The organism is Prochlorococcus marinus CUG1435 (genome assembly GCA_017644375.1).
Classification (GTDB): Bacteria; Cyanobacteriota; Cyanobacteriia; order PCC-6307; family Cyanobiaceae; genus Prochlorococcus_A; species Prochlorococcus_A marinus_AH.
Genome location: JAEPLP010000001.1, coordinates 452,135 through 465,088, shown reverse-complemented (window position 1 = coordinate 465,088; position 12,954 = coordinate 452,135). Strand labels below are relative to the sequence as shown.

Below are 12,954 nucleotides of genomic sequence, written 5' to 3'. Positions count from 1 at the left end.
CTTAATTTTTACTATGACTGACACTCCAATAAAACAAGAAATTCAATCCAAGAACGATAACGTTCCTGGGGCAATGCCTGTGGAACAAAAAAAGAATAATCGAAATGATCGAAAAAGAAATAGAAGAGGTGATTCAAAAAATCTAGAAAGAGATTCTGATTGGCAAGAAAGGGTTGTTCAAATAAGACGCGTATCTAAAACTGTTAAAGGCGGAAAAAAAATGAGTTTTAGGGCAATCGTTATTGTTGGTAATGAGAAAGGTCAAGTTGGAGTTGGAGTTGGAAAAGCTGGAGATGTGATTGGTGCTGTTAGAAAGGGAGTTTCAGATGGCAAAAAGAATCTTGTTAGGGTTCCCTTAACTCCAAATAATTCAATACCAACTTTATCTAAAGGTAGAAATGGTGCCGCTAACGTACTGATTAGGCCAGCTGCTCCAGGTACTGGTGTAATCGCTGGTGGTTCAATAAGAACAGTTTTAGAACTAGCGGGCATAAAAAATGTCTTAGCAAAAAGATTAGGTAGTAAAACACCTTTGAATAATGCGAGAGCTGCTATGGTGGCTCTTTCTCAATTAAGAACACACAAATCTGTTTCAAGGGAGAGAGGAATCTCACTTGAACAGCTCTATTCTTGAAAATTATGACTTCAACATTGAATACACTTAAATCAAACTCTGGTTCGAGAAAGAAAAAATTAAGAAAGGGAAGAGGTATTGCGGCCGGTCAGGGTGCTTCATGTGGTTTTGGAATGAGAGGACAAAAGTCACGTTCTGGAAGACCTACACGTCCAGGTTTTGAAGGTGGCCAAATGCCTTTATATAGAAGAGTTCCAAAATTAAAGCACTTTGAAATAATTAATCAAAAGAATTTTTCCATAATAAATATAGATAAATTAAACGATTTCAAAGATAACGATACTGTTAACCTTGATTCACTAGTCAAGAAAGGATTGATTTTTAAGCCAAAATTTCCTTTAAAAATTCTTGGTAATGGGAAAGTTAGTGTAAAATTGACAGTACAAGCTCATGCATTCACAAAAGTTGCAAAACAAAAAATTGAGGATGCAGGCGGATCTTGCGAGCTTATAAATAATTAATAAATTTACTAAAATTTAGGAAAGTATCAAAATGTTTGTAAACAAAAGTAGAAATCCTAGCGCTTCAGAAATACTCTCCCAATTATTTTTAAATAAGGAGTTAAGGAGCAGAGTTTTAACAACTTTAGGTCTTCTTCTTTTAGTAAGGCTTGGTATCTATATCCCTATGCCAGGTATTGATAGGGTTGCGTTTAAAAGTTTTATAGATCAAGGAGGTCAATTAATAGGTTTCTTAGATATTTTTACTGGCGGAGGAATTTCAACCCTAGGAATATTCGCATTAGGCATACTTCCTTTTATCAACGCATCAATTATTATTCAGCTTCTCACAGCTTCATTGCCAGTTCTTGAAGATTTACAAAAAAATGAAGGAGAAGCGGGGAGAAGAAAAATTGCTCAAATAACTAGATATGTTTCTTTGGGTTGGGGATTTTTGCAGAGTATCATTTTTTCTTTAATCCTTAGACAATATGCAATTCAGGGGATAAGTGAAACTACTTTTGTCTTACAAACATCTATTGCCTTAGTTACTGGCTCAATGTTAGTGATGTGGTTTAGTGAAATTATTACAGAGAAAGGGATTGGACAAGGAGCTTCATTGGTAATATTTTTAAACATTGTTGCTACTTTGCCAAAGGCTCTAAGTTCAACTATTGAAAAAGCTCAAACAGGGGATAGAGGTGATGTTTTAGGAATAGCAGTTCTACTTGGAGTCTTTTTACTGACAATTGTCGGCATAATTTTTGTACAGGAGGGAGCGAGACGGATTCCTATTGTTAGTGCAAAAAGACAAATTGGAAATGCAACATTACTTCCTACAAGGCAAAGTTATTTACCTCTCAAATTAAATGCAGGAGGAGTCATGCCTATTATCTTTGCATCTGCTTTAATTTTTTTACCAATAACAATTGCAAATGTAACTGGTAATCCAGTCTTAATAAAGTTAGCTAGTAGTTTAAATCCTGGATCTTCAAATCCATGGCCATATGCTCTCACATTCTTTTCCTTGATTTTGGGATTCTCCTTTTTCTATGCTTCACTTACTATTAATCCAGTAGATGTTGCATCAAATCTAAAGAAAGGAGGAGTGGCAATACCAGGTGTTCGTCCTGGAAGTAATACGACAAATTACTTATCAGGCATACAAAATAGGTTGACATTATTAGGAGGATTATTTCTGGGATCAGTAGCTATAATCCCAGCTGCAGTAGAAAGAGCAACAAATGTTCAGACTTTTCAAGGTTTAGGTGCAACCTCATTATTGATCCTCGTGGGTGTAGCTATTGATACTGCTAAGCAAATCCAAACCTATGTTATTTCTCAAAGGTATGAGGGACTAATTAATAATTAATGAAAAAACACTTACTATTTTTAGGTGCTCCTGGAGCAGGGAAAGGGACTCAGGCTCAATTATTAAGTCAAACCAACTCTTACTTGCACCTTTCTACAGGAGAATTATTAAGAAAAGAAATCGAAATAGATTCTATCCTTGGTAGACAGGTTAAGGATATTATTAACCGAGGAGAGCTTGTTAGCGACGAACTTGTACTAAAAATAGTAAGGCAAAATTTAGATAACGATAATAAAGGTTGGATTCTTGATGGCTACCCAAGAAATTTATCTCAAGCAAATTCGTTGAACGAGGTCTTAATTGAAATAAATCAACCTTTAGAAGTTGTTTTTTACTTAGATATTCCAGAAGAAGTTCTTATTAAGCGCTTGCTTCTGAGAGGGAGAAATGATGATACTGAAGAGACTATTAGAAAAAGAGTTGATATTTATAAAAAAACCACAGAACCTTTGATTCAATATTTTAAAGATCTTTCATTGTTAAAATATATTGATGCAGATAGAGATTTAAAAACCATTTCCTCTGATATCAAACAAAAAATGGCTTGATGATGATGTAGAATATAGTATTAACGTTTTATTTGTAAAACCCTTATGAAGGTCAGATCTTCAGTTAAAAAAATTAGTCCTGACGATCAGATCGTGAGGAGAAGAGGTAAAATCTTTGTTATTAACAAGAAAAGACCTCGAAATAAACAGCGTCAGGGTTAAAACTCAACCCTTAATTCAAACTTTTACTTACTCAAAACACGTGGCCAGGATTGCAGGAATTGACATACCTCGCGAAAAGCGAGTCGAAATTGCACTTACATACGTCTATGGAATTGGTTTAACAAGATCAAAGCTAATTCTTGCAAACACGGGTGTAAGCCCAGATATTCGTGTCAAAGATCTTTCAGATTCTGATGTGCAAAAACTTAGAGTTGCTACAGAGGAATTCACTTTAGAAGGAGATTTGAGAAGAAAAGAGGGAATGGCCTTAAAACGTCTTCAAGATATTGGTTGTGTCAGAGGAAGAAGGCATAGGATGAGTCTTCCAGTACGAGGCCAAAGAACTAGAACTAATGCGAGAACCAGGCGGGGTTCAAGAAAAACAGTTGCTGGAAGAAAAAAATAATTAACTAAATCTACTCACTTACTCCAGTTTTAAATCATCATGGCAGCTACAGTAAAAAAACAAGGTTCAAAGAAATCTAAAAGAAATGTACCAAATGGTGTGGTACATATTCAAAGCACATTTAATAACACTATCGTTTCAATTACTGACACTTCTGGTCATGTAATTTCTTGGTCTTCTGCAGGTGCCAGTGGATTTAAAGGTGCTCGTAAAGGCACCCCGTTTGCGGCCCAAACAGCAGCTGAAGCTGCAGCTAGGAGAGCACTTGATCAAGGCATGAGACAAATAGAAGTATTGGTTAGAGGACCAGGTTCAGGTAGGGAAACGGCCATAAGAGCTTTACAAGTGGCTGGTTTAGAAATAACTCTTATAAGAGATGTGACTCCATTACCTCATAATGGATGCAGAAGACCTAAACGAAGAAGAGTTTAGATCTTAAACATTCTCAACCCCCCCCAAAAAACTTTCAACCTTATTTTTTTCCGTGTTGCAATACCAGATTGACAGAATCGACCATCAAATAGCAGATGATCGCTCCCAAACAGGAACTTTTTTAATTGGCCCTCTAGAAAGGGGACAAGCTACAACTTTGGGTAATTCTCTTAGAAGAGTCCTTATGGGAGGACTTGAAGGGAGTGCAGTTACTGCAGTAAGAATAGCAGGGATTAATCATGAATATGCCACTATTCCTGGAGTTAGAGAAGACGTTTTAGATATCCTTCTCAATTGTAAGCAACTATCAATAAATAGTTCTAATCCAGAGCTCGAAATCGGCAGGTTAGTAGCAAGTGGTCCAATGGATGTCAAGGCGAATGACATTCAATTCTCCTCTCAAGTTGAAATTGTTGATGGTGAAAAACCGATTGCGACTATTCAGGAGGGTCATAACTTAGAGTTGGAAATCCATGTTGAAAGAGGTGTTGGATATAGACCCGTCGACCGTAAGAGTGAAGAGACAACAGCTATTGATTTACTTCAAATAGATGCTGTATTTATGCCAGTCAAAAGAGTTAATTTTACGATTGATGAAACTGCTGTAGCAGAAGGCGGAACAGGAAGAGAAAGATTAAAAATGGAAGTAGTAACAGATGGCTCAACAAGCCCTGATGATGCTATTGCTGAAGCTGCAAATCAGTTAATAGAACTGTTTCAACCTCTCGCTACTGTCACAATGGTTGAGGAAATTCCTGAAGAACCTGAACCATCTCCTGAAGCCCAAATTCCTCTTGAGGAACTAAACTTGTCCGTTAGAGCATATAATTGTTTGAAAAGGGCTCAAGTTAACTCAGTTTCGGATTTAATGGGCTTCAGCTATGAAGATCTTCTTGAAATTAAGAACTTTGGCTCTAAATCTGCAGATGAGGTTATTGAGGCTCTTGAGCGCATCGGCATTTCTATCCCACAAAGCAGAACATCTGTTTAACCATTTTTAAGATTATGAGACACCAACTTAGAATTCCATTATTAAGTAAACCTACTGACCAGAGGAAAGCACTTCTAAGAGGTTTAACTACACAATTAATTAGGGAAGGTAGAGTAACTACAACAAAAGCTAGGGCAAAAGCTTTAAGAAATGAAGCTGAACGAATGATTTCACTCGCTAAAGATGGAAGTTTAGCCTCTAGGAGAAGGGCTATAGGTTATATTTATGATAAGAAATTAGTTCATTCATTATTTGAAAAAGCAAAGGAAAGATATGGAGACAGAAATGGTGGTTATACACGAATAGTCAGAACTGTATCTAGAAAAGGTGATAATGCTCAGATGGCCATAATCGAACTTGTTTAAGTTAGTTAATAAAGAGGCTTTTGCTAAAAAATAACTTTTGAAAAGGGTAGCTTTACTAATCCAATATGATGGATCTCATTATTCAGGTTGGCAAAAACAAGAAAATGCAACTACTGTTCAAGAAATTTTAGATAGAGCTCTCTTAAAGATTACAAATCATACAGTAAAGACTTTTGCAGCAGGTAGGACTGATGCTGGGGTTCATGCATCAGGTCAAGTAGTACACTTTGATGTTGATTGTATTATTCCAGGAAATAGTTATTCTGATGTTTTAAATAGTCTTTTACCCTCAACAATTAGGGTCTTGGAATCAGTTGAGGTTAAAGATAGTTGGCATGCATGCTATTCAGCATTGTATAGACATTATCGGTATGTCATTAATAACAGTAAATTCCCTAACTTGTTTATCAATAATTGGTCATGGCATAGATATCAAAAAGTATTAGATGAAGTTTTAATGTTATCTGCATCCAAGAAAATGGAAGGAGAACATGACTTTTTTGCTTTTCAGAAAAGTGGTAGTAATAGAACAAACTCTATTACAAAAATAAAAAAAATAGATATCAAAAGAGTAGAAGATTTGATTTTTGTTGATATTAAAGCTACTGGTTTTCTATATGGGATGGTCCGTTTAATTATTGGGCAATTAGTTTTAGTTGGAGAAAAAAAAATATCGCCAGAAATTTTTACAGATAGATGGGTAAACAAAAAGAAAAATGATGTTAAAGAATCTGCTCCAGCTAAGGGTTTATGTTTTGTAAATGCTGTTTATGAAGAAAATGTTTTTAAAAAGATTAATAACAAAGATTTCTTCCCTGTATTTTTAATTAAGGGTTTTTCTTAAGTAAAGTTTAATTAAGCGAATTTTATGTATAAATCATTCAAAACTGTTGTTTAATATTCCTCCAATAAGGTAGAATTTAGAACTAACTTTAAATTTATTTGCATAAGTTTGGTAAATGAATAAAACAATTACTCCATCTTTAGAAACCATTGAAAGGAATTGGTTTTTAGTTGACGCAAAAGATAAGACACTTGGTAGACTTGCTACAGAAATTGCAACTGTATTGAGAGGTAAGAATAAACCAACATTTACACCTCATCTAGATACTGGAGATTTTGTCATTGTAGTAAATGCCGAAAAAGTTGAGGTAACAGGTAAAAAAGCATCACAAAAGTTGTATAGGAGACATTCTGGAAGACCAGGAGGTATGAAAATTGAAAAATTTGAGTCTCTTCAAGAAAGAATTCCAGAAAGAATCATCGAGCAAGCTGTTAAGGGTATGCTGCCACATAACTCCTTAGGAAGACAGCAATTTAAAAAACTAAAAGTTTATAAAGGTGCTGATCATCCTCATGCTGCTCAGAATCCTGTATTATTAAATAGTTAATTTATCAAAATGAATAGTCAAATAAAAAACAAAGCTGTGTATTGGGGAACTGGAAGAAGAAAAACTTCAGTAGCTAGAGTTCGCTTGATTCCAGGAAATGGACTAATAAAAATTAATGGTCGTTCTGGAGATGATTACTTAAACTTTAACCCTTTGCACTTAAATTCAATAAAAGCACCTTTGCAAACATTAGGACTTGAAAATTCTTATGATATCCTGGTAAATGTCTTTGGTGGTGGATTGACAGGTCAAGCAGATGCTATAAAGCAAGGAGCAGCAAGAGCACTTTGCGAATTATCTCCTGACAATAGAAAACCGTTAAAAACTGAAGGCCATCTCAGTAGAGATCCTAGAGCTAAGGAAAGAAGAAAATATGGTCTTAAAAAAGCAAGAAAAGCTCCTCAATTCTCTAAACGTTAAAGGAATTTAAATCATGCCAAAATCAGAAATACACCCAAAATGGTATCCAGATGCAAAAGTTATTTGTAATGGAGAAGTTGTAATGACGACAGGCTCCACTCAGCCTGAATTACATGTTGATGTATGGAGTGGTAATCATCCTTTCTTCACTGGAACCCAAAAGATTCTTGATACAGAAGGTAGGGTTGATAGGTTTATGAAAAAATATGGAATGGGTTCAGCTAATTCGGCTACATCAAAAGAGCAAAAAGAAGAAAAAGATACTAAAAAATAGAATTTTCAAAAATTAAGCATAATTTCAATTGGAATACTCAACATTAATTGCAAGGTTGAAAACTGCTTCAGAAAGTTTTGAAAATTTGGAAGTGCAACTTGCAGATCCTGATATAGCTAATGATCCAAAAAAAATAGAATCAATAGCAAGAGAAAGGTCAAAATTGGAACCTTTGGTTATTGATTTTAATAAGTTGCTTGATACTGATAAAGAAATCGAAGATTCAAAAAATCTACTTAGAGAGAATAGAAATGATAAAGAAATGGAATCTTTGATTAATGAGGAGTTAATAACTCTGGAGGAATGTAAGAATGAACTTATTCAAAAAACCACAATCGCCTTATTACCAAAAGATCCAAGAGATGAGAGAAGTGTAATGTTAGAAATCAGAGCCGGTGCTGGAGGTAATGAGGCTTGTATATGGGCGGGTGATTTAGCAAGGATGTATGAAAGATATGGACAAAAAATTGGATGGTCTGTAAAACCTGTTAGTGCTTCCGAGTCAGATATGGGAGGATTTAAAGAGTTAGTTATTTCCGTTAAGGGAGATTCTGTATATAGTCAACTGAAATTTGAGGCTGGTGTGCATAGAGTCCAAAGAGTTCCAGCTACTGAATCGCAAGGTAGAGTTCATACCTCTACTGCTACGGTGGCCGTCATGCCTGAGGCTGATCCTGTTGAAGTTAAGATTGATCCAACTGATTTAGAGGTTGGTACTGCAAGATCAGGAGGTGCAGGGGGACAAAATGTTAATAAGGTAGAGACAGCTATTGATCTTCTCCATAAGCCTACAGGGATAAGAGTTTTTTGTACTCAAGAGAGATCACAATTGCAAAATCGAGAGCGAGCAATGGAAATTTTAAGAGCTAAATTATATGAAATTCAATTAAAAGAAGCTAATGCTAAAGAAAGATCACAAAGGCTTTCCCAGGTTGGAACTGGTGATAGGAGTGAAAAAATTAGAACTTACAATTTTAAAGATAACAGGACAACTGATCATAGATTAGGTTCTAATTTTTCATTAGAGCCAATACTTGCTGGTCAATTGGATGAAGTGATTGATGCATGCATTGCCCAAGAACAAAAAAGAATGATGGAAGATTTTAATAACGAAGTAAATTAGGATTTTATTTTTATTAAATTGAGATTCCTATTACGTATTTACTCCATTCTTTATGTCTGCCAGAGTCAATTTGTCTTGTGGCCTCAAAATTGAGATTACTTAGTGGACGATAAGGCTTACGCTTTAAAGGCATATTTGCCTCTTCTGGTGTTCTGTTACCTTTCTGTACGTTGCATCTAAGACATGCTGTAGTAACGTTTTCCCAGTTATCTGTTCCACCTCTGCTTCTAGGCAAAACATGATCAATTGATAGGTCGCTACCTCTGTAGTTACAGTATTGGCAAGCATTATTATCTCTCATAAGAATATTTTTTCTTGTTAGAGAAACCTCTCTAAAAGGTACCTTAACGTAGTAACGAAGTCTTATAACTGTCGGCAATTTTCTTCCGCTATGTATTGAATATGAATTATCTTCCTCTAGGCTTTCTGCTTTACCTTTGATCATCAAAATGACAGCTCTTCGCCAAGAAGTGATGTTTAAAGGTTCATAAGATGCATTTAAAACTAGAGTCTGGCCCATGCCAAAATACAATTTACATGTCATGCTAACTGTATATTTCAATAAACGCATATTATTGTTCAAAGTTAATGCAAATTCGGAAAACCAATCATGGATTTAATTTTGATAAATATTCAACTTTTAAACAAGATTTAGATCCTAAACAAAGAGCATGGATAGAAGTTAAAGGAAAAGCAATAGAAGCAAATGTTAGGCAGTTAAGAACAAAGCTAGGTAAAAATTGTCAATTTATGGCGGTTGTCAAAGCCGATGGATATGGACATGATGCAAAAGTAGTATCTGACTACGCTATTAAAGGCGGAGCTTCGCAATTAGGTGTTGCCACTTTAAAAGAAGGGATTAAGCTACGGTCTTTTGGAGTTAAAAAACCAATTCTTATTCTCGGAAATTTATATACAAAAAGAGATTTAATAATATCCTTTAAAAATGATCTTATGCCAACTATCAGTAGTATAAGAGAGTGTTTTATTTGCAATAATATCGGAAAGCACTTTAGATTGAAATTTTCCATACATCTTAAGGTTGATACTGGAATGTCAAGATTAGGATTTGAATCTAATAAATTTATTCAGCAATTTGAAAAAATTAAATCTTTTGAGAACATTTCAATAGAAGGAATATATAGTCATTTATCGTCTGCAGATGAAGATAAGGCATTAGATCCTAAAAGTATTACACAAATACAAAGGCTGAAGTTTAATGATTTATTAAAGCAAATTAATCTTGATAGAAATACTGAAATTAAGATTCATTTGGCTAATTCTGCAGGTATGCTTCTCAATAAAGATTTTCATTTTCATATGGTAAGAGTTGGACTCTCTATGTATGGATATAGTCCTCTAGCAAAAATAGATCAAAATTTGTTTCTTAAGCCAGCTTTATTTTTGAAGGTCAAAGTAGCTTTTATAAGAGTTATTGATAAAGGTGTAAGAGTAAGTTATGGAGGGAAATTTGTAAGTAGTAGAAAAACCAAGTTGGCTGTATTAAGTATAGGCTATGCAGATGGAGTCCCGAGAAATCTCTCAGGTAAAATAAAAGTTATCTTTAAAAATAAACTTTATCCTCAAGTAGGATCGATAACTATGGATCAAATGATGGTGGATATTACAGGTTCAGATGAAATTAAAGTTGGCAGTACGATGGTATTACTAGGATCTGAAGGAAATAAAACAATTTCTCCGATTGATTGGGCAAGGGAATCTAATACTATTCCTTGGGAAATTCTTTGTTCTTTTAAAAATAGATTGCCGAGAGTTCAAGTTGATTAGACATTTCGATTAAATAAATAATTTTGAATGTTTGCAAAAAAATTGATAATCTATAAGAACTGGAGAGGTGGCTGAGTGGTTGAAAGCGGCTCCCTGCTAAGGAGTTACAGGAGGTAACTTTTGTCGAGGGTTCGAATCCCTCCCTCTCCGTGATTATTTGGTTCGTGGAAGTTTATAAGAGTTCGCTGAGGTTTCAGATCTACTGATACGACTACAGATGCCAGAATATGAGGTCTATACAGGTTCGCATAAGTTCAAAAGTAAGTCAACCAAGTGGTGGGTAAATTGGTGGGTAAAATGTATATCTGGAGTAAAAATGGTGGGTAGAGATAACGTAGTCAGAGAGGACGTGCTAAGCGATTGTCGGGGTAAATTTTTTTAAGATTATTGGATTCTTAATATTTGGGACTTTATAAAAGTTCGCAAAAAGTATTGGTTGGCACCTTTATCATTACGATTGTCCTTATGAGATCACTTATTGTCTTCACTAAAGGATTAGTAGTTGCTCCATTGAATTATTCTATTTTTTAGTTCCCGGTCTCAAATAATTTCTCAAGAGGAAATTAAGTAAAGTTTTTGATGATTTATTTGATAAGTGGTCGGAGTCTCTGAAACAAATAAAGTAAGGTTCAATATCTTTTCCACAACTCTTATCAATTATTTTTAGTGGGTCTATAAAGATCACATTTGATAATGAACGATCTTTAATTTTCTTTGAAAGTTTATAATTCATCTCTTTTGCATTAACTTTTTCTTCTAAAAGAGTCTTAAGTGCGAGATTATTTGGGCGGAAAAATTCTTTTGTAAATTCTAAATCACTATTTCGATATGCACTTCCTATGAGATAAATCAATATTGAATTCTTATATGCTTTTTTCGATAGTTCATTTAATCCATTCATGTATATATCGATTTTTTTATCTGAATCTGTAACAAGTAAATTGTTACGATTTAGGATTTGATGCCTGGTGTCTTTGAGATTTGGACTACCAAGATGACTTAGATGATAATTGTATATAACTATAGAATCTCCTGAGTTTAGATCTTTAAAGATTGAGTTTTCTGCATTTATAAGGAACTTATTGCATTCTGGACTATTTATTCCATAAGGTGGAATAGGAAAAGGGCATCCAGCATGTGAGTAATGAATTACTCGGAATCCAGATTTAGTTAGGATTTCTTCTGCTTTGAGTAGACTTTCGGCATGACTATCTCCTAAAAACGCTACAGTTTTTTGATTATTTGATTCTCTGATAAGAGGGTATTTGCATACTTTAAAAAGTAATCTTAATTGCTCTGAAGAATATGTTGAATCTGCATGACATGTCTTGCCTATAAGTAAAGATTTGCCTAGTCTAATTTCATTTCTCCAATTGGAATTAGGGATTATTAATGTAGAACGATTGCCTAAGTATAATTTTCCGATAAAAGGTCTCCCTAGCACAAAAAGACCTCCTGAAAGTGTAAATATCATTCCACTACTAAATAATATTGTCTTCCATCGCTTGCTAAACCATTTGCCATTACGAAATGGTGTTTCGATATACTTATAAGACGCAATTGCGAGGGCAAAAATCAGAGCGACTTGGAAAGGCACTGTCCACCATTCAATACCAATTGTCCAACGACTTATGGAAATTACACCCCAGTGCCATAAGTAGAGAGAATAAGAGATCAAACCTATATAAACGACTTTGGGATTAGTAAAAAATTTGAATGCTGTTGTTCCTTTTTTCACAGAAGCGATAAGTAATGCAGAAAAAGAGACCACTAACACTGTTGATAGTGTTGCTAAAGATATTGGTAAATACATAACCCCAACTGTCAATGCTAGCACTAAAATTGGTGGCACCTTCTCAAGTAATTGTTCAATAGATTTTCTTTTCTGCAAACCAATAAAGAGCAAACATCCTGATGACATTTCCCAAAATCTTGTAGGCATCAGGAAATATGCCGCTGATTGATTTTTTTGATAGAGGTATAGAAATCCAATGAGCGAAGCAAATGTTAGTGTCCCAACTATTAAAAAAAGATTTCTAGCGCCATTCTTAGTTTGTCTTCCAAATCCAGAAAACCAAATTAGAAAAGGGAAAAAGATGTAGAACTGTTCTTCAACTCCAAGAGACCAAGTGTGGGTGAATACATTAAGTTCTGTTGATTGAGCAAAATAGTCAGTTGATATTCGGAAAAGATAGATATTAGATACACCTAATAAAGAAGTTAAACCAGTATTTAGGAATATTCTTGGTGAAGGATTGAATAGGCATATTGCAATACTTGTGATGAGTACAAAAAATGATAATACTGGAACTAATCTCTTGATTCTCCTCTCGTAAAAACCGCTGATGAAATCTGTGAAGTTTTGACTTGGTCTTTGATATAGAGATGATGTAATAACGAATCCAGATATAACAAAAAATATATCAACGCCGAGGTACCCACCAGGTAAAATCTCTTTATTGAAGTGATTTATGATTACAGTTACTACAGCAAATGCTCTTAATCCATCAATCTCTTGACGATAACTACTGCTCCTTGATGAAATATTTTTGGCAGGAATATTACTCATTTACAAGTTATTATTATCTAAATAATAATTTTTACACAG

The 12,954-nt window shown here is 34.5% G+C and carries 18 protein-coding genes and 1 tRNA gene; 17 read left to right on the top strand and 2 right to left on the bottom strand.

Annotated features, from left to right (window positions below; translation table 11 throughout):
• The first annotated feature begins 13 nt into the window (after positions 1-13).
• From rpsE to prfA, 14 genes are all read left to right on the top strand, one after another.
• Positions 14-634, top strand: a complete 621-nt coding sequence (gene rpsE, locus JJ844_02700; GenBank protein MBO6974587.1) for a 30S ribosomal protein S5 — start codon at positions 14-16, stop codon at positions 632-634.
• A 5-nt stretch (positions 635-639) separates the two neighbouring features.
• Positions 640-1,095 carry a 50S ribosomal protein L15 gene (locus tag JJ844_02695; GenBank protein MBO6974586.1) on the top strand — a complete coding sequence of 152 codons (456 nt, stop codon included), beginning with the start codon at positions 640-642 and terminating at the stop codon, positions 1,093-1,095.
• 31 nt (positions 1,096-1,126) lie between these two features.
• Entirely contained in the window at positions 1,127-2,446 is a 1,320-nt protein-coding gene (gene secY, locus JJ844_02690) for a preprotein translocase subunit SecY (GenBank protein MBO6974585.1), read from the top strand.
• Complete coding sequence (locus JJ844_02685; protein ID MBO6974584.1) at positions 2,446-2,994, top strand: adenylate kinase; 549 nt, start codon at positions 2,446-2,448, stop codon at positions 2,992-2,994. The genes secY and JJ844_02685 overlap by 1 nt, the downstream gene beginning before the upstream one ends.
• A 45-nt stretch (positions 2,995-3,039) precedes the next feature.
• Complete coding sequence (gene rpmJ, locus JJ844_02680; protein ID MBO6974583.1) at positions 3,040-3,156, top strand: 50S ribosomal protein L36; 117 nt, start codon at positions 3,040-3,042, stop codon at positions 3,154-3,156.
• A 40-nt stretch (positions 3,157-3,196) separates the two neighbouring features.
• A complete protein-coding gene (gene rpsM, locus JJ844_02675) occupies positions 3,197-3,562 on the top strand; it encodes a 30S ribosomal protein S13 (protein ID MBO6974582.1) in 366 nt (121 codons plus the stop codon).
• A gap of 39 nt (positions 3,563-3,601) precedes the next feature.
• A complete protein-coding gene (gene rpsK, locus JJ844_02670; GenBank protein ID MBO6974581.1) occupies positions 3,602-3,994 on the top strand; it encodes a 30S ribosomal protein S11 in 393 nt (130 codons plus the stop codon).
• A 52-nt stretch (positions 3,995-4,046) separates the two neighbouring features.
• Positions 4,047-4,985 (top strand): DNA-directed RNA polymerase subunit alpha, encoded by a 939-nt coding sequence (locus tag JJ844_02665; protein ID MBO6974580.1) that lies wholly within the window; start codon positions 4,047-4,049, stop codon positions 4,983-4,985.
• A gap of 14 nt (positions 4,986-4,999) precedes the next feature.
• Positions 5,000-5,350 (top strand): 50S ribosomal protein L17, encoded by a 351-nt coding sequence (gene rplQ / locus JJ844_02660; GenBank protein MBO6974579.1) that lies wholly within the window; start codon positions 5,000-5,002, stop codon positions 5,348-5,350.
• A gap of 37 nt (positions 5,351-5,387) precedes the next feature.
• The gene (gene truA / locus JJ844_02655) at positions 5,388-6,194 is read left to right on the top strand and encodes a tRNA pseudouridine(38-40) synthase TruA (GenBank protein MBO6974578.1); all 807 of its coding nucleotides are present in this window, start codon (positions 5,388-5,390) and stop codon (positions 6,192-6,194) included.
• Between the two features lie 115 nt (positions 6,195-6,309).
• Entirely contained in the window at positions 6,310-6,741 is a 432-nt protein-coding gene (gene rplM, locus JJ844_02650) for a 50S ribosomal protein L13 (protein ID MBO6974577.1), read from the top strand.
• Positions 6,742-6,750: 9 nt separating this feature from the next.
• Positions 6,751-7,161, top strand: coding sequence for a 30S ribosomal protein S9 (gene rpsI, locus JJ844_02645; GenBank protein ID MBO6974576.1), 411 nt, complete (start codon positions 6,751-6,753; stop codon positions 7,159-7,161).
• A gap of 13 nt (positions 7,162-7,174) precedes the next feature.
• Positions 7,175-7,435 carry a 50S ribosomal protein L31 gene (gene rpmE / locus JJ844_02640; GenBank protein MBO6974575.1) on the top strand — a complete coding sequence of 87 codons (261 nt, stop codon included), beginning with the start codon at positions 7,175-7,177 and terminating at the stop codon, positions 7,433-7,435.
• Positions 7,436-7,463: 28 nt separating this feature from the next.
• Positions 7,464-8,558 carry a peptide chain release factor 1 gene (prfA, locus tag JJ844_02635; GenBank protein MBO6974574.1) on the top strand — a complete coding sequence of 365 codons (1,095 nt, stop codon included), beginning with the start codon at positions 7,464-7,466 and terminating at the stop codon, positions 8,556-8,558.
• Positions 8,559-8,571: 13 nt separating this feature from the next.
• Here the strand turns inward: prfA and JJ844_02630 are convergent, their stop codons facing one another.
• Positions 8,572-9,129 (bottom strand): HNH endonuclease, encoded by a 558-nt coding sequence (locus JJ844_02630; GenBank protein ID MBO6974573.1) that lies wholly within the window; start codon positions 9,127-9,129, stop codon positions 8,572-8,574.
• A 17-nt stretch (positions 9,130-9,146) separates the two neighbouring features.
• Between JJ844_02630 and JJ844_02625 the strand changes: the two genes are divergently transcribed.
• The 3 genes from JJ844_02625 to JJ844_02615 all read left to right on the top strand — a co-directional run bounded on the left by JJ844_02625 (position 9,147) and on the right by JJ844_02615 (position 10,728).
• Positions 9,147-10,346 carry an alanine racemase gene (locus JJ844_02625; protein ID MBO6974572.1) on the top strand — a complete coding sequence of 400 codons (1,200 nt, stop codon included), beginning with the start codon at positions 9,147-9,149 and terminating at the stop codon, positions 10,344-10,346.
• 61 nt (positions 10,347-10,407) lie between these two features.
• Positions 10,408-10,496: transfer RNA gene (locus JJ844_02620), tRNA-Ser, on the top strand.
• A 67-nt stretch (positions 10,497-10,563) separates the two neighbouring features.
• Positions 10,564-10,728: a hypothetical protein gene (locus tag JJ844_02615; GenBank protein ID MBO6974571.1), complete on the top strand. Its 165-nt coding sequence runs from the start codon at positions 10,564-10,566 to the stop codon at positions 10,726-10,728.
• A gap of 138 nt (positions 10,729-10,866) precedes the next feature.
• Here the strand turns inward: JJ844_02615 and JJ844_02610 are convergent, their stop codons facing one another.
• Positions 10,867-12,915, bottom strand: coding sequence for an acyltransferase (locus JJ844_02610; protein MBO6974570.1), 2,049 nt, complete (start codon positions 12,913-12,915; stop codon positions 10,867-10,869).
• Between the last annotated feature and the right edge of the window lie 39 nt (positions 12,916-12,954).